At 64.8% G+C, this 22895-nt stretch carries 22 protein-coding genes; 12 read left to right on the forward strand and 10 right to left on the reverse strand.

Annotated elements, in window-relative coordinates:
• Nucleotides 1-213: 213 nt before the first annotated feature.
• Entirely contained in the window at nt 214-453 is a 240-nt protein-coding gene (locus ABIA45_RS04305) for a hypothetical protein (RefSeq protein WP_244941448.1), read from the forward strand.
• A gap of 1027 nt (nt 454-1480) precedes the next feature.
• Nucleotides 1481-3943, forward strand: coding sequence for a putative bifunctional diguanylate cyclase/phosphodiesterase (locus tag ABIA45_RS04310; protein ID WP_404651137.1), 2463 nt, complete (start codon nt 1481-1483; stop codon nt 3941-3943).
• On the opposite strand, the gene ABIA45_RS04315 is transcribed toward ABIA45_RS04310, so the two are convergent.
• The 3 genes from ABIA45_RS04315 to thrS form a co-directional block, all read right to left on the reverse strand.
• Nucleotides 3929-5197: a serine hydrolase domain-containing protein gene (locus ABIA45_RS04315; RefSeq protein ID WP_404651139.1), complete on the reverse strand. Its 1269-nt coding sequence runs from the start codon at nt 5195-5197 to the stop codon at nt 3929-3931. The two genes, ABIA45_RS04310 and ABIA45_RS04315, sit on opposite strands and share 15 nt — an antisense overlap.
• A gap of 62 nt (nt 5198-5259) precedes the next feature.
• A complete protein-coding gene (locus ABIA45_RS04320; protein ID WP_271544669.1) occupies nt 5260-5823 on the reverse strand; it encodes a nitroreductase in 564 nt (187 codons plus the stop codon).
• 93 nt (nt 5824-5916) lie between these two features.
• A complete protein-coding gene (gene thrS / locus ABIA45_RS04325; protein ID WP_404651141.1) occupies nt 5917-7959 on the reverse strand; it encodes a threonine--tRNA ligase in 2043 nt (680 codons plus the stop codon).
• A gap of 187 nt (nt 7960-8146) precedes the next feature.
• On the opposite strand from thrS, the gene ABIA45_RS04330 reads away from it, so the two are divergent.
• Both ABIA45_RS04330 and ABIA45_RS04335 read left to right on the forward strand, forming a co-directional pair.
• The gene (locus ABIA45_RS04330) at nt 8147-9322 is read left to right on the forward strand and encodes an MFS transporter (protein WP_271544665.1); all 1176 of its coding nucleotides are present in this window, start codon (nt 8147-8149) and stop codon (nt 9320-9322) included.
• Nucleotides 9323-9411: 89 nt separating this feature from the next.
• The gene (locus ABIA45_RS04335) at nt 9412-9777 is read left to right on the forward strand and encodes a hypothetical protein (protein WP_157280621.1); all 366 of its coding nucleotides are present in this window, start codon (nt 9412-9414) and stop codon (nt 9775-9777) included.
• Nucleotides 9778-9814: 37 nt separating this feature from the next.
• Here the strand turns inward: ABIA45_RS04335 and ABIA45_RS04340 are convergent, their stop codons facing one another.
• The gene (locus ABIA45_RS04340; protein ID WP_271544662.1) at nt 9815-11137 is read right to left on the reverse strand and encodes an alpha/beta hydrolase; all 1323 of its coding nucleotides are present in this window, start codon (nt 11135-11137) and stop codon (nt 9815-9817) included.
• Between the two features lie 361 nt (nt 11138-11498).
• Between ABIA45_RS04340 and ABIA45_RS04345 the strand changes: the two genes are divergently transcribed.
• Nucleotides 11499-12866, forward strand: coding sequence for an APC family permease (locus tag ABIA45_RS04345; RefSeq protein ID WP_271544660.1), 1368 nt, complete (start codon nt 11499-11501; stop codon nt 12864-12866).
• 2 nt (nt 12867-12868) lie between these two features.
• Nucleotides 12869-14083, forward strand: a complete 1215-nt coding sequence (locus tag ABIA45_RS04350) for a hypothetical protein (protein ID WP_404651143.1) — start codon at nt 12869-12871, stop codon at nt 14081-14083.
• Here the strand turns inward: ABIA45_RS04350 and ABIA45_RS04355 are convergent, their stop codons facing one another.
• On the reverse strand, nt 14084-14290 hold the full coding sequence (locus ABIA45_RS04355) for a hypothetical protein (protein WP_036044035.1): 207 nt from the start codon (nt 14288-14290) through the stop codon (nt 14084-14086).
• Nucleotides 14291-14379: 89 nt separating this feature from the next.
• Entirely contained in the window at nt 14380-14718 is a 339-nt protein-coding gene (gene yidD / locus ABIA45_RS04360; protein WP_271544655.1) for a membrane protein insertion efficiency factor YidD, read from the reverse strand.
• 260 nt (nt 14719-14978) lie between these two features.
• On the opposite strand from yidD, the gene ABIA45_RS04365 reads away from it, so the two are divergent.
• Nucleotides 14979-15875, forward strand: coding sequence for a hypothetical protein (locus tag ABIA45_RS04365; protein WP_275499012.1), 897 nt, complete (start codon nt 14979-14981; stop codon nt 15873-15875).
• A gap of 106 nt (nt 15876-15981) precedes the next feature.
• Here the strand turns inward: ABIA45_RS04365 and ABIA45_RS04370 are convergent, their stop codons facing one another.
• Entirely contained in the window at nt 15982-16437 is a 456-nt protein-coding gene (locus ABIA45_RS04370) for an iron-sulfur cluster assembly scaffold protein (RefSeq protein WP_036044037.1), read from the reverse strand.
• Between the two features lie 252 nt (nt 16438-16689).
• On the opposite strand from ABIA45_RS04370, the gene folE reads away from it, so the two are divergent.
• The 5 genes from folE to ABIA45_RS04395 all read left to right on the forward strand — a co-directional run bounded on the left by folE (nt 16690) and on the right by ABIA45_RS04395 (nt 20549).
• Complete coding sequence (gene folE / locus ABIA45_RS04375) at nt 16690-17382, forward strand: GTP cyclohydrolase I FolE (RefSeq protein ID WP_036010520.1); 693 nt, start codon at nt 16690-16692, stop codon at nt 17380-17382.
• A 27-nt stretch (nt 17383-17409) separates the two neighbouring features.
• On the forward strand, nt 17410-17832 hold the full coding sequence (gene hisI, locus ABIA45_RS04380) for a phosphoribosyl-AMP cyclohydrolase (RefSeq protein ID WP_275499011.1): 423 nt from the start codon (nt 17410-17412) through the stop codon (nt 17830-17832).
• 235 nt (nt 17833-18067) lie between these two features.
• Nucleotides 18068-19087, forward strand: coding sequence for a transglycosylase SLT domain-containing protein (locus tag ABIA45_RS04385; RefSeq protein WP_404651144.1), 1020 nt, complete (start codon nt 18068-18070; stop codon nt 19085-19087).
• Between the two features lie 62 nt (nt 19088-19149).
• Complete coding sequence (locus ABIA45_RS04390) at nt 19150-19362, forward strand: hypothetical protein (RefSeq protein ID WP_404651146.1); 213 nt, start codon at nt 19150-19152, stop codon at nt 19360-19362.
• 11 nt (nt 19363-19373) lie between these two features.
• Nucleotides 19374-20549, forward strand: coding sequence for a DUF2336 domain-containing protein (locus tag ABIA45_RS04395; RefSeq protein ID WP_404651148.1), 1176 nt, complete (start codon nt 19374-19376; stop codon nt 20547-20549).
• Nucleotides 20550-20689: 140 nt separating this feature from the next.
• Here the strand turns inward: ABIA45_RS04395 and ABIA45_RS04400 are convergent, their stop codons facing one another.
• The 3 genes from ABIA45_RS04400 to ABIA45_RS04410 all read right to left on the reverse strand — a co-directional run bounded on the left by ABIA45_RS04400 (nt 20690) and on the right by ABIA45_RS04410 (nt 22714).
• A complete protein-coding gene (locus ABIA45_RS04400; RefSeq protein WP_404651150.1) occupies nt 20690-21268 on the reverse strand; it encodes an Hpt domain-containing protein in 579 nt (192 codons plus the stop codon).
• Nucleotides 21269-21296: 28 nt separating this feature from the next.
• Nucleotides 21297-21842, reverse strand: a complete 546-nt coding sequence (locus tag ABIA45_RS04405; protein ID WP_404651152.1) for a response regulator — start codon at nt 21840-21842, stop codon at nt 21297-21299.
• Between the two features lie 92 nt (nt 21843-21934).
• Nucleotides 21935-22714, reverse strand: coding sequence for an NAD kinase (locus ABIA45_RS04410; protein ID WP_036010536.1), 780 nt, complete (start codon nt 22712-22714; stop codon nt 21935-21937).
• Nucleotides 22715-22895: the final 181 nt, after the last annotated feature.

Below are 22895 nucleotides of genomic sequence, written 5' to 3' on the forward strand. Positions count from 1 at the left end.
GGCCCCTCTCTGTGTTCTGTTGTGAACACTGGTAGCGTCATCATTGCGTGGAGGGGGCCAGGAAACACCGGCGGCATCGGCTTATTCCGGCAGCAGCGCGTCTTGCTTACGACCGTGGACGGTACGTATTTCCGATCATCAATTTTATTCTCTTTCCATCCTGCTGCGCTATATGTCTGGCGTCCGTCCAACGGGGGAAGCCGGAGCAGGCTCATGCCTTGCAGGACCGGCATGGAGCAGGGGACCAGGCTTGTCGGCATGTTCGAAGTGATCCTCACCAGGCGCAAGCGGTTCGGCTGGCGGTGGCAGGTGTGCGACCAGTCCGGCAAGATATTTGCCGACGGCTTCGAGCGCACGCGCCCGTCCGCCAAATATCAGGGCGAACGCGCGTTGTTCTTCCTGCTGTCCCAGGCCTATTTGCGCAACCGCTCGGCGGCCTCCAGCGAGGATTAGCGGGGTAGGGCCACCATCCCTTGCGTTGCCCGACGGGCAAAACACGCGAGCGCTAGGTCAACGCACGCGGCCGAAAATATTCCGCTTTACCGAAATTCGGAAATCGCGTATGTGTCGCGCAACCGGGCCCAAGGAAGAGGGGCGTATCGCGATCGTCACGAACGCGGGCCGGGGGGCGGTGGACGCTGATGGCGTTGGCGCGAAAGGGTTTGCAGGGCGGAGAGCCGTGAGCAAAGACCTCGCGCATACGACCGGTGTCATCGGCGTACGGCAAAATCGTGTGGTCCTGGCGCCCGGGGTCTGTGCGCCAAGTCTTGTGGTGATGTGAGCGGCCCAACCGGGCCCACGCGTCAGCCATCCGCAAGGCGACGGGGGCAATAGTGCATCGCTCCCCGGGGAGAGCACGACATAAGCCGTAAAGCCACTGCGCAGGGAAGGCCGGATGTTTGGCTTCACCTGTATGCCGCTGTGCAAATTCTTCGTTGCCACCTTTCGCACAGTGGACCGTGGGTGCCCGGCCGGCACCCGGTCTTCCCTGCGCCCTCTTTCAATTATGAGGGTGAGCAAGAAGCAAAGCTCGGGCGAGTCCGCCGCGAGGATGCGAAGGCGTGTCCGCGACCGAAATGCGAATTGAAGAACGCGCTGCCCACCACACACTCCGTCATTGCGAGCGCAGCGAAGCAATCCAGAGTCTTTCCGCGGAGGGATTCTGGATTGCTTCGCTGCGCTCGCAATGACGGTGTTGAGGCAGCTGTGTACCTGAACGTCTCGTGCCGCTGCAGAGCCGGGGCCATGTAGCAGCGAGTTCTGTACCTTGCTGGGTCCCGGCTCTGCGCCGCACCGCTTACGCGTCGCGTCCGGGACACGAGAGCAGCTTCGCGCAACCGTCACAGTCTCTAACGCCCACTAACCAACACCTGACTTAAAACTGTCATAATCGCTGAATGGACCCCGCGCCTGCGCGCTTTTTACATGTCGTTAAGCGCGCCTGCATTGGATGCGGCGGGAAAGTGCGTTGGGGACTGCAATGACTGCCGCGAAGAAGATGCCGGGAAAACCGGCCGCCGAAATGTTCGACGACATCCCGGTGCTTCAGCGCAAATGGCGTGCGGCGTTGAAGCCGGGCGAGCGGCTGCCGCGCTACGAGGACGTCATGCTCGGCAGTCTCGGGCGGCTTGCAGACCACATCGCGCTCTTGAAGAACGATGGCGTGCTCGAGCTGTCGCGCAGCGGACGCTACGTGCAGAAATGGCTCGGCGAGGAGCGCTGGGACATTCCCCTGGCCGAGCTGTCGCCCGATTGCGCCACGGCGCTGTCGGAAGCGGCGGCGAGCGCGCTGGCGGCCGGACGGCCGCACCTGGCGAGCGCGCATTGCGTGCGCGACGGAATGGTCAGAACCTACGACGTGCTGGCGCTGCCGACGTCCTCGCGCTGGGGCGCGACGTTGATCGGCGCCTATGTCAACGAGCGCGGCGCGCAGTACAATCTGCTCGACGCCATCTTTTCAGCGACCGAAGACGCGGTGGTCTCGCTGGCGACGCTGCGCGATGCCGCCGGCAAGCCGTTCGACCTTCAGGTCGTGCACCACAACAAGAGCGCGGGCGAGCTGCTGAAGGTTGCAGGCGCAAGCCTGTTGTGGCGGCGGATCGGCGAAGGCGGCACGCTGCTGCCCTTGCCCGAGGTGATGGAATTCCTGCTCAAGGCCGTATCGGGCAGCCGCTGCGAGCAGCTCGAGCTCGAGAGCGAGGGGCGCTACCTCAGGCTCAGCGCCACGGCCTTTGCCGACGTGGTCTCGCTGACCATCTCCGATGTCACCGTCCTGAAGCGGCGCGATGCTTCGTTCCGCCTCCTGTTCGACAACAATCCAATGCCGATGTGGGTGTTCGACGCAGAGACCAAGGAGTTCCTCAGCGTCAACGACGCCGCGGTCCAGCACTACGGCTACAGCCGCGCGACCTTCCTGCGCATGAAGCTGCACGAGATCTGGCCGGAGGACGAGTGGGACAGCCACGCCGCGGCGCTGGAGCGCCTCGGCGACGCCTACCACTCCTCGCGCAATTGGCGACACTTGCGCGCCGACGGCAGCGAGATCGAGGTGCTCACCTTCGGCCGTCGCGTCGCCTTCGACGAGCGCGACGGCTATCTGGTGGCGGTGGTCGACATTACCGAACGGCGCAAGGCCGAAGCGCGCATCGCCTATATGGCGCATCATGACGGGCTCACCGACCTGCCGAACCGCGAACACTTCCAGGAGCGCCTGAAGCAGGCGCTGGACCAGGCCGCGGGAAAACGGGTCGGCGTGCTCTACATCGATCTCGACCTGTTCAAGAACATCAACGATTCCTTCGGTCATCCGGTGGGCGATCGCCTGTTGAAGCAGGTCGCCGAGCGCCTGACGATTGCGGTCCGCGGCACCAATCTCGCCGCGCGGCTCGGCGGCGATGAGTTCGCCGTCATCTTGGCTGCCGACGTCTCGCCGAACGAGGCCAGCGCCTGTGCCTCCCTGCTGATCGACATGCTCAAGGCACCTTACGACGTCGACGGACAGGAGATGGTGATCGGCGCCAGCGTCGGCATCGCGCTGTCGCCGGGCGATGGCACCACGCCGGAAGAGTTGATGCGCAATGCCGACATGGCGCTGTACCGGGCCAAGGCCGACGGCGGCGGCGTGCACCACTTCTTCGAGCGTGAGATGGACCTCCAGGCGCAGAGGCGCCGCGACATGGAGCTGGATCTGCGCCGGGCATTCGCCAACGGCGAGTTCGAGCTGTACTATCAGCCGCTGGTGTCGATCGCCTCCGACCGCATCTCCGGCTTCGAGTCGCTGCTGCGCTGGCGTCATCCGGACAAGGGCATGATCTCGCCCGCGGAGTTCATCCCCGTCGCCGAAGACATCGGCCTGATCACCCAGCTCGGCGAATGGGTGCTGCGCGAAGCCTGCACCGAGGCGGTGAAATGGCCCGTCGACGTCAAGGTCGCCGTCAACCTGTCGCCGGCACAATTCCGCAGCCGCAACCTGGTCCAGGTCGTGATCTCGGCCCTGGCGCAGTCCGGCCTGTCGCCGAAGCGGCTCGAGCTCGAGATCACCGAGTCGATTTTCCTGGCCGAGACCGACGCCAATGTCGCCACCTTGCACCAGCTGCGCGAGCTCGGCGTCGGTATTTCCATGGACGATTTCGGCACCGGCTATTCCAGCCTGAGCTATCTCCGCAGCTTTCCGTTCGACAAGATCAAGATCGACCGCTCCTTCGTCAAGGATCTGGCCGAGCGGCCCGACTGCGGTGCGATCGTGCGCGCGATCTCGGGTTTGGGGCGCAGCCTCAATATCACCACGACCGCGGAGGGCGTGGAGACCGAGGATCAGCTCGACTGGCTGCGCGCCGAAGGCTGCAACGAGGTGCAGGGATTTCTGTTCAGCGCCGCGCGGCCGGCGGTCGAGCTCGGAAAGCTCCTCGCCGATTTCGGCCAGCGCACCTCACGGGCGGCGTAATGCGGGCGGATAGCAATCGTAGACCAGCGCCTTGAACGCGGGGGTAATGCGGCCGCGCTCGTTCTGGGTCTGCTGCATCATGACGTAGACCATGTCGAGCTTGGGATCGACGCCGAAATAGGTGCCGCTCCCCGAGTCCCATTTCAATTCGCCGAGCGAGCCCGGCGGGGGCGGTTTTGCATTGCCGGGATCGGTGCGCACCGCAAGGCCGTAGCCATAACCGAAGCCGTCGCCTGGAAAATAGAAATAGTCGCGTCCGACGCCGGAGCCCGGCCCGATCTGATCGGTCGTCATGGCCTTGAACGCGGCGGGGCTGAGATAGCGCCTGCCCTCGAACTCGCCGCCGTTGAGCAGCATCTGCGAGAAGCGCTGATAGTCGGTGATGGTCGAGAGCAGGCCGCCGCCGCCCGATTGCCATTCTGGATGGTCCAGGCGGTCGCGCTCGCCGGCGAGCAGGATTGAGTCGCTCGGCAGCGGCCGCGCCATCCGCGCCAGCTCGTCCTCGGTCGCGAGCGTAAATTTGGTGCTGTTCATGCCGAGCGGATCGAAGATGCGTGCTTTCAGGAAGTCGTACAGCGTCTGGCCCGAGATGATCTCGATGACGCTGCCGAGCACGTCGGTGGAATGGCCGTAGCGCCACAGCGTTCCGGGCTGCCGCGCCAGCGGCAGCTTGGCGATGCGATCGGCGAACTCCCTGTTGTTGAAGGGACCCTCGAAAATATTGGCGGCCTTGTAGGCGTGCTCGACCCATTCGCTGCCGATGTAATCGTAACTGATGCCCGAAGTATGCCGCAGCAGATCCTCGATGTTGACGGGGCGCTCAGGTGGGACGAAGTCGAGCTCCAGCTTGCCGTCGGGCCGGGTCACCTCGAGGCCGACCTTGGTCTCGGCAAACAGCGGGATGTATTTCGACACGGGGTCGGTCAGCGCAAGCTTGCCCTCGTCGATCAGCATCATCGCGCCAAGGCACGTGATCGGCTTGGTCATGGAGTGGATGGCGAAGATCGTGTCCGGCGTCATCGCAAGGCCGGTCCTGGTATCGCGCACGCCGAAGCACTTCAGATAAACCGGCTTGCCGTGCTGCTGCACCAAAATAACGGCGCCCGGCAGCCGGCCGCTTGCCACCTCGTTGTCGAAGAACGCCGTGATGCGGTCGAGCCCGTCGGGCGAGGGGGCGGGGATGTCCGCGGCCCGGGTTCGCGCCATCGTGCCGGCCAGCATGGCTGCCCCGACCAGAAATTCACGGCGTCTCATCCGCAACTTCCTCCCCGGCGGGATCAAGCCGCAAGACGCTCGATGCGTCAACACAACATCGATTAAAATCGCGTCACGATGTCCGAAAGGGACGGGCGCGGACGGTCCTCGCTCGGCTTGGTCGGCGTGCCGACATGAATGAAGCCGGCGAGCTTCTCATCCGGCTTGAGGCCGAGGCCGTCGAGCACGTCGCGGTCGAACGAGAACCAGCCGGTCAGCCAGCAGGCGCCGTAGCCGAGCGCGGCGGCGGCGGTGACGATGTTCATGGCGCTGGCGCCCGCCGACAATTCCTGCTCGAACGCCGGCACCTTCGGGTGCGGCTTGGTGAAGCTGACGATGCCGATCACCAGCGGCGCGTCCATCAGGCGCTTGCGCTCGGTCTCGACGTCGGCCGCCGGCGCCCCCGGATTCTTCCTGGCGAAGACCCGCGCGATCACCTCGCCGGCCCGTGCACGGGCGTCGCCCTCGAAGATGATGAAGCGCCACGGCGCGAGCTTGCCGTGATCGGGCACGCGCGCCCCGATGGTGAGGATGGTCTCGAGCTCGGCCGCCGACGGGCCGGGCCCCGTCATCTCGCGCGGCTTGACCGAGCGGCGGGTCTTCAGGAGTTCGATGGCGTCGGGCACTGCGATATCCTCTTCAAATGGTCGGCGGGCGTGCCATGCCGAGATAAGCATGCACGCCCGCAACCGGAAGCGAATTTAGATCGATTTCAGGGCTCAGACGGCGCCGCGGGCCCGCTTCACGTCCGGCGGGGTCGCCTCGTCGACCAGGGCGGCGATCGCCTCGGCCGTGGTCATCACCTTCTGGCCGTCGCTGCCGAGCCGGCGGACCGAGACCGAATGCGTCTCGGCCTCTTTCTTGCCGACCACGAGCAGGGCCGGGATCTTGGCCAGCGAGTGCTCGCGGACCTTGTAGTTGATCTTTTCGTTGCGCAGGTCGATCTCGGCCCGAAGCCCGGCGCGCCGCGCCTGCTCCAGCACCACCTTGGCGTATTCGTCGCCTTCCGAGGTGATCGTGGTGACAACCGCCTGCACCGGCGAGAGCCAGAGCGGGAAGTTGCCGGCATAATGCTCGATCAGGATGCCGATATAGCGCTCCATCGAGCCGCAGATCGCGCGGTGCACCATCACCGGCGGTTTCTTGCCGCCGTCATGGTCGATGTAGAAGGCGCCGAACCGCTCCGGCAGGTTGAAGTCGACCTGCGTGGTGCCGCACTGCCAATCGCGACCGATGGCATCGCGCAGAACGTATTCGAACTTCGGTCCGTAGAACGCGCCTTCGCCCGGGTTGATCTCGGTCTTGATGTGATTGTTCTGCGACTGGATTTCGCGCAGCACCGTCGCCATCACGCGCTCGGCGTGATCCCACATCGCATCGGTGCCGACGCGTTTCTCCGGCCGGGTCGAGAGCTTCACCGTGAGGTCGCCGGTGAAGCCGAAATCGGCATAGGTCGACAGGATCAGATCGTTGATCTTCAGGCACTCCTCGGCGAGCTGATCCTCGGTGCAGAAGATGTGCGCGTCGTCCTGGGTGAAGCCGCGCACGCGCATCAGGCCGTGCATGGCGCCGGAGGGCTCGTAGCGGTGCACCACGCCGAACTCGGCGAGGCGCAAGGGCAGGTCGCGATAGCTCTTCAGGCCGTGCTTGAAGATCTGGACGTGACCGGGGCAGTTCATCGGCTTGAGCGCAAACCAGCGCTTGTCCTCGGCCTCGTCGCCGGCCGATTGCGCCGCGAACATGTTCTCGCGATACCAGCCCCAATGGCCCGAGGTCTCCCACAGCACCTTGTCGAGGATCTGCGGCGCGTTGACTTCGCTGTAATCGCCGGTAAGGCGACGGCGCATATAGGCGATCAGCTGCTGGAAGATGGTCCAGCCCTTCGGATGCCAGAACACGACGCCCGGACCTTCCTCCTGGAAGTGGAAGAGGTCGAGCTCGCGCCCGAGCTTGCGATGGTCGCGCTTCTCGGCTTCCTCGATCTGCTTGAGGTAGGCGTCGAGATCCTCCTGCTTGGCGAAGGCCGTACCATAGATGCGGGTCAGCATCGGGTTGTTGCTGTCGCCGCGCCAATAGGCGCCGGCCACCTTCATCAGCTTGAAGGCATTGCCGACCTTGCCGGTCGAGGTCATGTGCGGGCCGCGGCACAGGTCGAACCAGTCGCCCTGGTAGTAGATCTTGATCGGCTCGGTGCCGGGAATGGCGTCGACCAGCTCGACCTTGAAGGCCTCGCCCTTGTCGCGGAACACCTGCTTGGTCTTCTCGCGGTCCCAGACTTCCTTGGTGAAAGGCTTGTCGCGCGCGATGATCTCGCGCATCTTCTTCTCGATCGCGGCAAAGTCTTCCGGAGTGAACGGCTCGTTGCGGAAGAAGTCGTAATAGAAGCCGTTCTCGATCACGGGGCCGATCGTGACCTGGGTTCCCGGCCACAGCGTCTGCACCGCTTCCGCCAGCACGTGTGCGCAGTCGTGCCGGATCAATTCGAGCGCGCGCGGGTCGTCGCGATTCACGAACTCGATTCCAGCGTCGGCCTCGATGGGATCGTTGAGATCGGCAAGCGTGCCGTCGAGCGCCATGGCGACCGTGCGCTTGGCCAGCGACGGCGAGATGCCCTTGGCAATATCGAGGCCGGTGATGCCCTTGTCGAACTGACGCTTGGCGCCGTCGGGGAAGGTGAGGGTGACCTTGGCCGCGGGGGTCACGGGCTTCAAATTGGACAGGCTGTACTGGAAGCCGGACTCGGACTTGGGCTGGTCGGACATTGCTTTTCTCCTGGGGCTCACTCCTGCGAACGAGCGCAGGTAAGCGGGAACGAGCGATATATCAGGCGATTCGGCCTGCGCAATCCGGCATTTCCAAGAAAGTGGCGCGCAAAACCCGGGGCGGAGCCCGCAACTATTTGACGTTGTACCCTTTAACCGGTCGCAGGCCGCCGCTACATGCGTTTGCATGAAAAGCGCCCCAGCTGCCGGCCGTTTCGCGCCAACCGCCCTGATGCTCGGCAATCTCGTGACCGGCTGCTCGGTCTTGGCGCCGGCGGGCATGCTGCCGGAATTGTCGGCGGGGCTCGGGATCAGCATCCACGCGGCCGGGCTCCTGATCACCTTCGGCGCGGTGACGCTGTGCGTCGGCTCGCCGCTGACGGCGTGGCTGACCAGCCGCATCGAACGGCGGACCCTGCTCGCCACGACGCTGGCCGTGCTCGCACTCGGCAATCTCGCCTCCGCGTTTGCGCCCGATTACACCAGCCTGCTGATCATGCGGCTCGCGATGCTCGCAGTCGGCTCGCTCTATACGCCGCAGGCGGCCGGCACGGCTGCGCTGATCGTGCCGGCGGAACGGCGCGGCAGCACCATTGCGTACCTCTTCCTCGGCTGGTCGCTCGCAGCCGCCGTCGGCCTGCCGCTGATCACCTTTATCGCCAGCCGCTACGGCTGGCGCGCGGCCTATGGCGGGGTCGGCGCGCTCGGCTGCGTCAGCTTCCTGCTGTTGCTGCTGCGTCTGCCGGCGGGTCTGCAGGGCGCACCGGTCGATCTGAAGACATGGGCCGCCGTCGGCCGAAGCAGGACGATCCTGCTGCTGCTCGCGATCACGATGCTGCAAATGTCGGGGCAGTTCGTCGTGTTCACCTATATGGGCCCGCTGCTCAACAAGCTCACCGGCGCCGGTCCCGATGCGATCGGCTCGGTCTTCGCGCTGTACGGGATCTGCGGCTTCCTCGGCGTCGTCGTCGCCACGCGCATCGTCGACACTGCGGGGCCCTATCGCACCTCGTTGCTGTTCACCTGCCTGCTGCTTGCCGGGATGAGCGGGTGGGCCCTCGGCGCCGGCTCGCTCGTCATGATGGCGGGCGCGGTAGCGATCTGGGGCCTTGGCTTCGCCTCGACCAATTCGATGCAGCAGGTGCGGCTGGTCGCGGCTGCGCCGCCGCTCGCATCGGCCACCGTGGCGCTCAACACGTCCGTTCTCTATATCGGCCAGGCGGTTGGCTCCGCCGTCGGCGGGCTGCTGTTCGCCCGCGAGCTCCTGCACGCGCTCGGCTTCGTCGCGGTCGGTTTCGTCGTGCTGGCACTGATCCTGGTGGTCGTGACCCGGCCCCGGCGGGCGGCTGCCGCCACCGCCTGAACGCAGCAGGTCGTGCGCGCAAGGCGCTTGGCAAACCTCGCGCGGGAGCGGTAGAAGGCCGGCGTGGGGATCAAAGAGAGTTGACTGAGATGAGGATGATTCTGGCGGTTGCCGCGGTGCTCTATTCAGCCTCCGCATTTGCGCAGACCGAGAAGCCACCCATGGTGGGGGACAAGCCGCTGGTGCAGGTCAAGCCGAAAGGCGCCAAGGAGGCTGCCGCCGCTCCAAAGGGCAAGCCGCAATCGATCGCCGTCCGCCTCCAGGCCTGCCTCGAGATCGACGACGGCACCAAGGATCGCCTCAACTGCTACGACGCGGTGATCCCGCCGGCGCCGAAGCCGAAGCCGGCCAAGGCCAAGGGCTATGCCGACTGCCGCTTCTTCAAGGAAGAGGACGAGCGGCTGGCCTGCTTCAACGGCTTTGCCGAGAGCATTCCGAAGCTGCCCAGGAACTAATATTTGGAACTGATATCGAGACCTGATATCGGCCCGGCTAGGGATTTGTGGAGGCGACGCGCGTCAGCGCGAGCGACGGCGTCGCCGCCATCTTCACCAGCACGTCCTTGAGCGGATCGCGCGTCCAAGCGCGGGTGACATAGTCGCGATGGGTGATGCCCTCGCCGGTCTCCACGAACACCACGCTGCCGGGTCGTAGCGGCCCGTCCATGTCCTCGGCGACGCTGATGCCCTTCTGGCGGAGCATGCTCATCAGCTCGCGGTCGCGCCGCGCGGTGTGGCGGGTGTAGGCGCTGACGAAGAAGCCGGAACGGTGGTTCTCGATCCAGGACGCGAATTTGTCCATCTCGCCATAGACGGCATCGAGCAGCACCACGCCGCGCACGCGGTCGCTGATGCCGCCGACCTCCAGGCTCCAGGCTGTCGGCAGGAAGCCGCCGCTATAGCCGACGATCACGATCGGCATGTTGGCGAAGGCGCGCGCGCTGTTGGGATCGCCGGTGAGGCGCGCAAGATGGTCGGCCGATTCCGCCATGAAGCGCTTGAAGCCGCCCGGCTGCCAGAATTTTCCGGCGCTGGAATCGGCGGCGTCGACCGCCATCTGCGGCGCAAGCAGGATCGCATTGGCGCCGGAATCGGTGACCTGTTTCGGCACCATCTGCCGGTCGCGGACGTCGCGCTCGAGCGTTGCGCCATTGCCGTGGAAGAACACCACGATCACGCCCGGCTTGCGCAGGTCGAAATGCTCGGGCACGTGCACCAGCACGCGGCTGTCGCTATAGGTCTCGTCCTGCCAGTAGACGCGGCCGGAATAGCTGCGGTGGCCGCGGCGGTCGCCTTTGGAAATGTTGAGGAAGGGCGCGTCGGAAGCGGGGTTGTTGCCGAAATAGGGGAAGGCCGACGACTTCATGCTGACGAGTGTCGTCAGATCCTCGCGGGCGGGGCGCTTGTACGGGACTTGCGGCTCGAGCGAGGCCACCTTGTAGGACGCCTGCTCCGGTATTTGTCGCTGGACCGCGCTCTTGGGCGAGAAGTCCGACATCTGCCGTTGCAGGAAGCCTTCACTCGCCGAGGGAAAGCGCTCCCTAAACTGCGGGGCAGGGAAGCGATCCTCGAACGTGTCGCCGCTTGCCACGCGCGCGTTCGAGATCTGCGAATTGGTCTTGGCGACCACCTGGACATTCGCCTGGGAGTTCGCCGCCAACGCCGCCGGATCCGGCGCCTTGCCGCATTGAACCAGCGTCAGCGACAACGGCACCATGACTGAGATCAGACCGGCCCGGAGCGCACGATCATGCCGACCGGACGGTGTCCGATCGGCACGATCATCAGCTCTCAGTTTAGGAGCGGCCCCGGCCATCCACCCATGACCCCAAAGTCACGACCCAAGTCTTACGTCCCAGGTCACACGTCCAAGTCACACGTCCATCGGCAATCTTGAAACAATTGAGCCGACTGGCGTTTAGGCGACGTTAAGCGTCCGGAGAAACTTCCCCACATCCGGAACGCTCGAAAGGACCATGCAATCGTGTCCTGATTGTGGGGGAGCGGAACGGGCAATTCCGGGTGCATCCAGAGATATCGTCCAAAGAAGCGTCTAGGCGGTGGTCTGGTACCTGCCTCCGTTGCCTCATTTAACCCTTGTTAACCCTGCTTGAATTGACTGGGCCAAAGTGCACGATGGGCCCCACGAGGCGAAGCGCCTGAGGTTAAGGACCCTGATGACGGCATCAGATGCGGGTACCCCGCCCTGGACGGACCGGCTGACCGGGAGGGGGGCCGGGGTTTCTGTTCCGGTCGCCACCGCCATCGTCGTGGCCGACATGATTGGGGTCGGCGTCTTCACCAGCCTCGGCTTCCAGGTCAAGGACATCCCGTCCGGCTTCTCGATCCTGCTCCTCTGGACGGTTGGCGGCGTCGTCGCGCTGTGCGGTGTGTTCGCGTACAGCGAGTTGGGCGCGATGTTTCCGCGCTCGAGCGGCGAGTACAATTTGCTCGGCCGCGCCTACCACCCGGCCTTCGGCTTCCTCGCCGGCTGGGTGTCGGCCACGGTCGGATTCGCAGCGCCGGTCGCGCTCGCCGCGATGGCGTTCGGGGAATATGCCAAATCGGTCGTACCCGATCTGCCGGCGATTCCGCTCGCCATCGGCGTGGTGTGGCTGGTTTCGCTCGTGCAACTGACCGGCGTCAGGCACTCATCCACATTCCAGTTGATCTCGACCGTCCTCAAGGTCGTGCTGATCGTCGCCTTCCTGGTCGCCGGCTTCGTCATCGCCGTGCCGCAGCCGATCAGCTTCACGCCGCAGCCCGGCGATATCGCTCACATCGTCAGCGCGCCGTTCGCCATCGGGCTCGTCTTCGTGATGTATTCGTTCTCGGGCTGGAATGCCGCCACCTACATCATCGGCGAGATGAAGACGCCGCAACGGAACCTGCCGCGCGCGCTGCTCGCGGGCACGCTGATCGTGCTCGTGCTGTATGTCGCGCTGAACGCGGTATTTCTCCATTCGACGCCGGTCAGCGCGCTCGCCGGCCAGCTCGACGTCGCCAGTGTCGCCGGCACCGTCATCTTCGGCAGTCTCGGCGGTCGGATCGTCGGCGCCATGATTTGCTTCGGTCTGATCTCTTCGATCAGTGCGATGATGTGGATCGGCCCGCGCGTGATGATGACGATGGGGGAGGACATTCCCGCCTTGCGCGTTTTCTCCAAACGGTCGGTGAGCGGCGCGCCGGCCTATGCCATCCTGTTCCAACTGGCCATCGCCAATCTTCTGCTGTTCACGCGCAGCTTCGAGGCGGTGCTCGATTTCATCCAGTTCGCGCTGTTGTTCTGCTCGTTCTTCACGGTCGCCGGCGTCATCAAGCTGCGCATCACCGATCCCGATCTGCCGCGGCCCTATCGCGCCTGGGGATACCCGTTCACGCCGCTCGTGTTTCTGCTCGTGACCGCGTTCATGATGTACTACCTTCTGACGGAGCGGCCGCTTCAGTCGCTGTCGGGAATGCTCGTCATGCTCTCCGGCCTTTTGATTTACGCTGTTTTCCGCAGGCGGCCCGTCGTCGCTGCCGCATCGCCGCATCGCGAATAGCCATGCTCCGCCCCCTGAGAATTGCGGCCGTTGCTTTCGTCCTCCTGGCTGCGGCCGTCTCGTCCGCGCGTGCCGCAGACGTCACCTTCGATGACACGGCGCGCTTCCTTGCGGGCATGCAGCCTTCGGCGGACTCGCCGCTGGTGCCGCTCACCAGGGACCCGGCCTGGCAGCGTCACGCCAAATTCTTCGACGGCGCCTTCGCTCAGCTCGAGCAGCGTCAGCTCTCGAAGATCCGCAGCTGGGCCGACCTCAATCTGGCCGCGCCCCGACCGACCATGTTCTATTTGTTCAGCGGCCCCGATTTCCTCTACGCCGACGCCTTCCATTCCAAGGCCAGCACCTACGTGCTCGGCGCGCTGGAGCCGGTCGGCGCGGTGCCCGATTTGACGCGGCTGCCGCGCGGTTCGGTCGGCGCTGCGCTCTATAACGTCGAACGCTCGCTTGGCTCGATCCTGAGCTTCTCGTTCTTCATCACCAAGCAGATGAAGGTCGACCTGAGCGCCAACCAGGTGAACGGCACCCTGCCGATCCTCTATGTCTTTCTCGCCCGCTCCGGCAAGAACATCCGCAACGTGGAGATGGTCGCGCTCGACGACAAGGGCGGGCTACATGTCGGCGGCGACAATCCCGGACGGAACGCGACGCGCGGCGTCCGCATCAGCTTTGCCGGCAGCGACGGGGAAGCGCGTACGCTGTATTATTTCGCGACCGACCTCTCAAATTCCGGCGCACGTGCCACGGGCTTCCTGAAATTCTGCGAGACGCTCGGGCCCGGCAACAGCCTGCTCAAGAGTGCGTCCTACCTGTTGCACTCCGGCAATTTCACCGTCGCACGCGACTGGTTGCTCGCCAACAGCGCCACCATCATCCAGGACGATTCCGGCATTCCGCTTGCGAACTACAATGCGCGGCAATGGAGGTTCTTCCCGTTCGGCCGCTATCTCGGCCCCATCGACGAATTCCCCGGCCGCTACCAGGAGCGCTACGCCGAGCTGTTCACGCGTGCCCAGCCGATCGATTTCGGCGTCGGCTATCGCTGGCGCATGCGTGAATCGAATTTGCTGCTGGCGGTGAAGGTGCCGGGCAGCGAGACCGCACCGGCTGCAGAGACCACTTCGGCCGCCGAGCCGGCGCCAAAGCCGCCGCGCCCGAAGCGGCTACGACCGCCGGAGTCGATCCCTCCGTCACAGGGACGGTTCTACTGGTTCCGATGACTACCAATGCACGCTCTGGCTCGGCACGATGAACGTCGTCGTGCTCGGCTGTGTCGCAAGGCTTCTCTCAAGATACCAGCCTGAGCCGAGGACGAGCGCAAGCAAAGCGATGATGGCGAGCAGGTCGATGGTTCTTGGATCGTGCGCCCTGTGATCGAGATTCGGACCGGGCTTGACGTGAAAATGCGGGCTGATTTTCCAGCGCATTGTTGTTTCCTCCCGTGGGGAGCATCAAAACAACGCGGGCGGAAAGTCTAAGGTTCCGGTCAGGGCGGCGCTGTTCAGAGCACCGCAAGTCAGGGCGCGTTAACTCCGCGCCAGCGGCCATAGCGCCAGGGCTGATACCAGCGTGCGCCTTTGGGCGCGGTGAGAGGCACGTTGTCGATGCCGGACGTGCCGAAGGGATGGCAACGGAGCAGGCGCGCGAGCGTCATCCAGCCGCCGGCCCACAGCCCGAACCGTTCGATCGCCTCATCGCCATAGGCGGAGCAGGTCGGCAGATGCCGGCAGTTGTACCCGACCAGAGGCGACAGCGTATGGCGATACACCCAGATCAGCCCACGGCCGAATCTGCGCGGCAGCCGGAGCACACCATCGACCGAACTGGAACAGCGCTGGCAGGCTGAATGCTTCATGGGCGCTTTGCTGCGACCTTAGGCGCGATGTTGCATAGTTCCGGGGCAGGGAACCGTAAGCTATTGTTTCCGCGCCATATTTTGCGTGTTTTTTGGGAGCACTGCAGCAAGTATCTGTGGACGATCTGTATTCGCCCGGATACCATTTTTATGACGGCCGTGTGTAGAAACATACGCCTGTATGATGGACTCAGATGGCGCTACCGGGGAATGTTTGGTGGCTTGGGGCTTGGGGCTTGGGGCTTGGGGAAGGAACCAGATTGAGACTTCTGAACTCCCTTAATCTTCGCGGCTGGTTGCTGGTGGGAACCGCCGTTTGTGGGGTCGCGCTGGCAGGTGCCGTCGCGACATTCGGATCGTCGGCCCGCGCAGGCGCTGTTCTCGAAGAGCGCAAGCTGCCGATGAAGTTCAGCTGGGTCGCCTGCGAGCCGAACTGCCGCGGCTGGATCAGTGCGGTCGGCATCATCACCGCCGATACGCCCAAAGAATTCGAAGAGTTTTCGCGGGGCCGCCAGCTCGGCGGCGCCACCGTAGTGCTCGATTCCAGCGGCGGCTCCGTCAATGACGCGATCACGCTCGGCCGGCGCTTCCGCAATCTCGGGCTTTTGACCACGGTCGGCGTGAGCCTCCGCGGCGGGCCGTCGACACGGCCGGCCGTCGCGCCGGAAGCGTATTGCGAGTCCATGTGCGCGTTCCTGCTGCTGGCCGGCAAGAAGCGGTACGTGCCGGAAGCCGCTCATGTCCGGGTTCACCAGATCTGGATGGGCGACCGCGCCGACGATGCCAAGGCGGCGAGTTATAGCGCGCAGGACCTGATGATCGTGGAGCGCGACATCGGTCGCCTAGCCAAATACACCTTCGATATGGGTGGCGCCGGGGATCTGCTGTCGCTTGCGCTCAGCGTCCCGCCCTGGGAGGACCTGCACGAGCTCGATGCCGGCGAGCTCAAGCTCACCAATCTGGTTACGACCGATCTCGTGGCTGACGTGCTCCCGCACGTGGATATCTCGGCGCCGGCAATGGCGGAGCTTGCACCGAAGACGCAGGCGAGGTTCGGCGCGGAACCGGAGCAGGCTTCCAAGTCGACCAAGACGGCGGAAGCCGTGGTGCCGACCGGTAGTGTTGCCACGCCGGCTGCTGCGACGGCGCCGAAGTAAGCTCTTAAATATCGGCAGTCATCCCCGGGGCGCGCGTCAGCGCGAACCTTGGTGAGCAAGTGCGTACCTGAGGTACGCAGGTTCGCCCGGAATGACGAAGAGGGGGTCAGCCTTGCGCTGCGGCGGGCTGCTTGGTTCTGGCCTCGATCTGGCCGATGGCATCAACCACGGCATCGAAGGTGAGAAGCGTCGAGGCATGGCGCGCCTTGTAGTCGCGGACCGGCTCGAGGAACTTGATCTCCTCCCATTTGCCTTGAGGAGGCGCACCATTCTCCTTCAGCATCTTGCGAACGGTTTCGCGTAACTCACGGAGTTCGCTCGCAGTCGAGCCGACCACGTGACTTGCCATGATGGATGAAGAGGCCTGGCCCAAGGCGCAGGCCTTCACGTCATGGGCGAAGTCGGTGACGGTGTCCCCGTTCATCTTGAGATCGACCTTCACGGTCGAGCCGCACAGCTTGGAATGGGCGGTGGCGGAGGCATCGGGGTCCGCCAACCGTCCGAGCCGCGGAATATTCCCGGCCAGCTCGATGATCCGCTTGTTGTAAATGTCGTTCAGCATGTGATGGAGTCCAACGCGTCCACACCCGCTTCCAGCCGGATCGGCCTTGGCGGGCGCCGCCCACGGTCCTATATAGGGGCGGAACTGGTGGAAAAACAGTCCAGGGATGCGGTGGCGGTGATCCAGATCTAGGCTGCCGGCGTTGTGACCTCGGGACTTTTGCACCGAAACTTGTTCTGTTCAGGCGTCCGGCGGCTTGCCGCCCCGTCTGCCGGTGACACTCCGGCCGTTAGGCCGTCGAACGGAGAAGATATGGACGCTGCAATCAAATCCATCCGCCCGGGCAAGCCCTCCGACCGGCAGCCCGAGAGCCGCCCGGCCGAGCTTGATCCTGCCGAATTCCTCGCGGCCGCCGTCCGCGCCGACCAGCCGCGCCCCGCGCGCGCCGAGGCGGAAGCGGCAGTGAAGACGCTGCTCGCCTATATCGGCGAGAACACCGAGCGCGAGGGCCTGCTCGATACGCCGCGCCGCGTCGTCGAGGCTTTCGACGAGCTCTATCAGGGCTACCACCAGTGCCCGGCCGAGGTGCTCGATCGCACCTTCGGCGAGACGGCGGGCTATGACGACTTCGTCCTGGTGCGCGACATCGAGTTCACCTCGCAATGCGAGCATCACATGATGCCGTTCTACGGCAAGGCGCACATCGCCTATACGCCGGTGGAGCGCGTCGTCGGCCTGTCCAAGCTGGCCCGCCTGACCGACATTTTCGCCCGCCGGCTCCAGACCCAGGAGCACCTGACCGCGCAGATCGCCGCCGCGATCGACGAGGTCCTCAAGCCTCGCGGTGTTGCCGTGCTGATCGAGGCCGAGCATACCTGCATGTCGGTGCGCGGCGTCGCCAAGCATGGCGCCTCTACTTTCACCAGCCGCTTCACCGGCATGTTCCGCGACAATCCGGCGGAGCAGGCCCGTTTCCTGTCCCTGGTGCGAGGCACGACGCGCTGACCTCGCGACAAACCGGCGAGAGTTGCTGTGTCCGCTCATTCCCATGAGATCGAGGAGGGCCTCGCCTTCCTGCCCAGATTTGATGCCGCTGGCCTCGTGACGGTCGTCGCCACCGACGTCGCTACCGGTGACGTGCTCATGGTCGCGCACATGAACGAAGAGGCGTTGCGCAAGACGATTGCGACCGGCGAAGCCTGGTACTTCAGCCGCTCGCGCAATGCCTTGTGGCGAAAAGGTGAGACGTCGGGTCAAACCCAGCGCGTGGTCGAGATGCGCACCGATTGCGATCAGGATGCGGTCTGGATCCGCGTCGAGCAGATCGGCGCGGCCTGCCATACCGGCCGGCGGTCGTGCTTCTACCGCAAGGTCGAGGCCGAGGGTGGGGGAGCAAGATTGGTCTTCACTGACGCGGACCGGCTGTTCGATCCAGACAACGTTTACAAGAAGTAGTCCTCTGTCATTCCGGGGCGCGCGCAGCGCGAGCTATGGTGCGCAATTGCGCACCTGAGAATCATCGCAATGCGTCACGGGCAGCTCAATGGATTCCGGGCTCATCGCTTCGCGATGCCCCGGAATGACCAGGGCGGCGGGATTAACCCCTCCTTAACCATACCTGCCCCACGGTGAGACGACGGGCGCCGAATTGCCGGCGTCGCTCAGCGCCGCGCGGGGCGGGCCCTCCACCATGTCGATCGACAGTTTCAGTGCCACGCAGACGGCCGGCCTTGATCCGTCGCGGGCGCGTGTCGCCGGTGCGATCAAGCAGGCCTCGAACGTCACAGGCGTCAGCTTCCAGTACATGCTGACCACGGCCAAGATGGAATCGGACTTCAATCCGACGGCCGCCGCCACCACCTCGTCCGCGCAGGGGCTCTACCAGTTCATCGACCAGACCTGGCTCGGCACGGTGAAGGAAGCGGGTGCCCAGCTCGGCTATGGCAGCTACGCCGACGCCATCACCAGGACGTCATCGGGGACCTACACCGTCGACGATCCCGTCAAGAAGCGGTCGATCATGAAGCTGCGCGACGATCCCGAAGCCGCTTCCGCCATGGCCGCGGCGCTGACGCAGTCGAACAGCTTCAAGCTCACCGGCCTGCTCGGGCGCAGGCCGAGCGACAGCGAACTCTACATGGCCCATTTCATGGGCGTCCGCGGCGCGGCGAAATTGATCGCCAATGCCGAGGACAATCCGCAAGCCGTCGGCGCGCGGCTGTTTCCCAACGCGGCGGCCGCCAACCGCCCGATCTTCTACGCCAAGGACGGCCGCGCCCGCAGCGTCTCCGAGGTCTATTCGGTCCTGGACAGCCGCTATGCCAGCGCGGCCAATTCAAAGGTAACCCGCAGCGCGATGGCGATGTATGGCGCCACGCCTTCGACCACGCAGGTCGCGAGTGCCAATGCAGTGGTGCCCACTGCGCCTGTCGTGGACAACGCCGCCTATCTCCAGACCTTCCCGAATGCCCGCACAGTGACGCCCGTCAGCGCGAGTTCGTCGACACATGTCGCGGACAATGCGACGGGCACGCCGGTGTTTCGTTCGATCTATCAACCCGGCGATGCCACGCAGCCGGTCTCGACCACGGTGCAGAAACTATGGGGCAACAGTGCCTCGCTCACCTCGGTCGCATCGGCAACGCCTGACGTGCGGCCGCCGCAACCGCTCGATCTCTTCAGTGATCGCAGCGGCACGTTCTCGAGCTAGCCGAGATCTCGTGTCCCGGACGCGCTGCGGCGCGCAAGCGCTGCTGCGCAGAGCCGGGAGCCATGCAACAAAAACTGCTCTCGTCCATCTGGGCTCCGGCTCAGCAGCGCATCAGTCGCGTGCTGCGCTGCGTCCGGGGCACTCCTGCCAAGCGGCTTTGTTCCCTTAACAAATCATCAATGAAACCAGCCGGTTATGGTGAACGCTTTGTTAAGCGTCGTGGTTTATTTTGTATTGCAGGTGACGAGCCGTCATCATTTTCGTTTGTTGTGTAGCCCGAAGCAGCATGATTGTTCGGCAGTTCATTCATTGGATCAGGACGGCGCCCGCAGGCGAGCGGGCCGAGGCAACACGGGCGCTGGCCCGGGCCTGGCTGATCTCCGACCTTTCTGCAGACGATCGCATCGCCGCCGAAGGCGCGCTTCTGATGCTGCTCGACGATGCCTCGCCGCTGGTGCGGCAGGCGATGGCCGAAGCCTTTGCCCGCAGCCTCGACGCGCCGGCCGCAATCGTGCGGGCGCTGTCGGCCGATCAGCCGACGGTCGCGCTGCCGGTGCTCGAATATTCCCCGCTCTTGATCGACGCCGATCTCGTCGACATCGTCGCGACCGGCGGCGAGGAGGTGCAATGCGCAGTCGCCCGCCGCATCGCATTGCCGGTGTCGGTGTGCGCCGCGATCGCCGAAGTCGGCTGCGCAGCTGCCGCGCTGGAGCTGATCGAGAATCCCCATGCCGAGCTAGCCCCGTTCTCCTGGGACCGGATCGTCGAGCGTCATGGCCATCTAGCCGCGATCCGCGAGGCGATGCTGGTGCTGGAGGATCTGCCGGCCGCAACGCGTGCAGCGCTGGTGGCAAAGCTCTCCGAGACGCTGGCGCAATTCGTCGTGGCGCGGAACTGGCTGAGCGCCGACCGCGCCGACCGCATCACCATCGAGGCGCGCGACCGCTCCACCATGAACATCGCGGCGCGCTCGCGCGGCGATGACATGCAGGGCCTGGTCCGGCATTTGCGCATCACCGGCCAGCTGACCGCGGGCCTGATCCTGCGCGCACTACTGTCCGGCAATCTGGGCTTGTTCGATGCGGCACTCGCCGAACTCGCCGATCTGCCGCTGGCGCGCGTCTCGGCGCTGCTGCACGAGCGCGGCGGCAACAGCGTGCACGCGCTGCTCCGTCGCGCCGGGCTTCCGGAGGCGACGTTTGCGGCGTTCCAGGTCGCGCTCGATGCCTGCCACGAGCAGGGCTTCGTCGATAGCGACGACGGCGCGGTGCGGCTGCGCCGGCGCATGGTCGAGCGCGTGCTCACCCATTGCGAGTCCGATCGCGGCGCCACCGAGCCGCTGATGGTCCTGCTGCGCCGCTTCGCCACCGAATCCGCGCGCGAGGAGGCACGGCTGTTCTGCGACGAGATTGTCGCGGATGATGTGGTCGATCCGCTCTATGACGATCTGATTGCGGCGTAGTTCGAAGCTCGCGACAAGGCGGGCCGGAAGAGAGACAGGCTCCGTCATTGCGAGCGCAGCGAAGCGATCCAGAATCCCTCCGCGGGGACAGTCTGGATTGCTTCGCTGCGCTCGCAATGACGAGAGGAGAGAGTTCGGCCTTATTCCGCCGGTGCGATGCTCGGTGCCAGGATCACCTCGAGATGCTCGGGGCGGTCGCGGTTGACGTGGGCAAGATAATCGTCGGCGACCTTGCGCAGGCGGCGGCTGAGCTCGGCCGAGACGCTGATCCTGTCCAGCCTGGTGTTCTCGTGCACGATGGCGAGAATTGCGTTGATGTGGTGCGTGAACAGCTCGGCCGGCACCTTTTCCAGGTCAGGCGCGTGCTCGATGACGCGGCACAGGCTTTCGGCGATGCCTGCGGCTGAAGGAAAGCCAAATGTCGCCGCATCGCCCTTGATGTCATGCGCGGCGTGAAACAGCTCGTCGCGCAGTTCCTTCGTGAAGCCGTCGTTCTGCACGGCCGTCCAGGCGGCGGACAGTCGCTGGACCTCGATCACCATCCAGTCCTTGAACTCGCCGGAGAGGCGCGCGAGCGCCTGCTCGGCGCGGCCGACCGGGTCGTCCAGGTCTTTTTCTTCGACGCGGCGCAGGACCTTGCGCAGCGGATTGGGCTGCGTGATGACTTGGTGCGTGGCGAAGGCCTTGACCTCGATGTCCTTTGCGCTGTTCTTCGCCATGATGCCTGCCTCGTCTGAAGCGGTTGCGCTAGATGGTGGAGCGGGCCTTGTCGAGCAGCGAGGGCTGCTGCAGCACCTCGTGCTTTTCGCCGACGCGGCGCTCCGGGCCCATATAGGCGGAGTTGATGTTGCGGCGCCGGTCGGGGCCGAAATAGGTCTTGGTCTTGATGAAGGGGCGGGGATTGGCGACGACGTTGAGGATGCGCTGATAGAGCCCCTTGGCCGAGATCGGCTTGGCCAGAAATTCGGTGACGCCGGCATCGCGTGCGACGGTGACGCGGCGCTTCTCGGAATGTCCGGTCAGCATGATGATCGGGGCGTAGGGATTGCCCTTGGATTCCGGCTGCCGGATCATCTGCGCGAGCTCGAGCCCGTCAAAGATCGGCATGGCCCAGTCGGTGATGACGATGTCGGGCACGTAATGGCTGTACATTTCGAGCGCCGTGGCGCCGTCCTCGGCCTCATAGACCTCGCGCGCGCCGAACGAATGCAGCAGCGTCCGCAGGATGCGGCGCATGTGCGGATTGTCGTCGCAGACGAGGAAGCGCAGCTTGTTGAAGTCGATACGGAACATGACGCCCGGGCCAAAAGCGGGTCAACCTTCGTTAACCATATCGTGCCGGGAGTTAACGAAGGGTTGCGGCCAGGGGTGGGGCGGCAGGACGCTCAGTAGCCGAACTGCTCCCGCAAGATACGCTCTTCCAGGCTGTGGCCGGGATCGAACAGCATCCGCATCGAGATGCTCTTGTCCGAAAGCACCTCGACGCGCCGGACCCTGCGCACCTCCTCGTGGTCGGCGACCGCGGCGACGGGGCGCTTGTCGTCTTCCAGCACCTCGATGACGACATAGGCGGTATTGGGCAGGAGGGCGCCGCGCCAGCGCCGCGGCCGGAAGGCGCTGATTGGCGTCAATGCCAGCAGGGCGGCGTTGATTGGGAGGATGGGTCCTTGGGCGGAGAGGTTATAGGCCGTCGAACCTGCCGGCGTCGCGACGATAATGCCATCGGCGATCAGCTCCGGCATGCGTTCGCGCTCGTCGATCAGGATCCGCAAGCGCGCCGCCTGGGAGGTCTGGCGGAACAGGTAGACCTCGTTGATGGCGTGGTGCAGGTGAACGCGGTCGTTGACGTCGGTCGCGCGCATCAGGAGCGGATTGATCTCGGATTCATGCGCCGTCTCGAGCCGTTGGCGCAGATCATGCGTCGAGTACTCGTTCATCAGGAAGCCGACCGTGCCGCGGTGCATGCCGTAGATCGGCTTTCCCGTGCGCATATGGTGGTGCAGCGTCTGCAGCATCAGCCCATCGCCGCCGAGTGCGACGACCACGTCGGCCTCATCGGGATCGCAATTGCCATAGTCCCTGGTCAGCTGGCCAAAGGCGGCTTGCGCCTCGTTGCTCGGGCTGGCGACGAAGGCGATCCGGTCGTATCGCGCAGGCTTGGTCATGGCTTCTCGGCAGGGCCGCTGGGTCGAGGAAGGTTCCGCCGGGTTCGTCTATACGAGGTAGGCCCGTATTGTCGAGGATGACCGCCCACCAAAGCTAACGGGGACGGTCCAACCGGACTTAAGCACAGAACCGGGCAATTTGAACCCGGCCGGCCGCTTCAGGGTTCGCACTGCCAATGAT

The sequence above is a fragment of the Bradyrhizobium sp. USDA 336 genome (assembly GCF_044908355.1).
GTDB classification, from domain to species: Bacteria; Pseudomonadota; Alphaproteobacteria; order Rhizobiales; family Xanthobacteraceae; genus Bradyrhizobium; species Bradyrhizobium yuanmingense.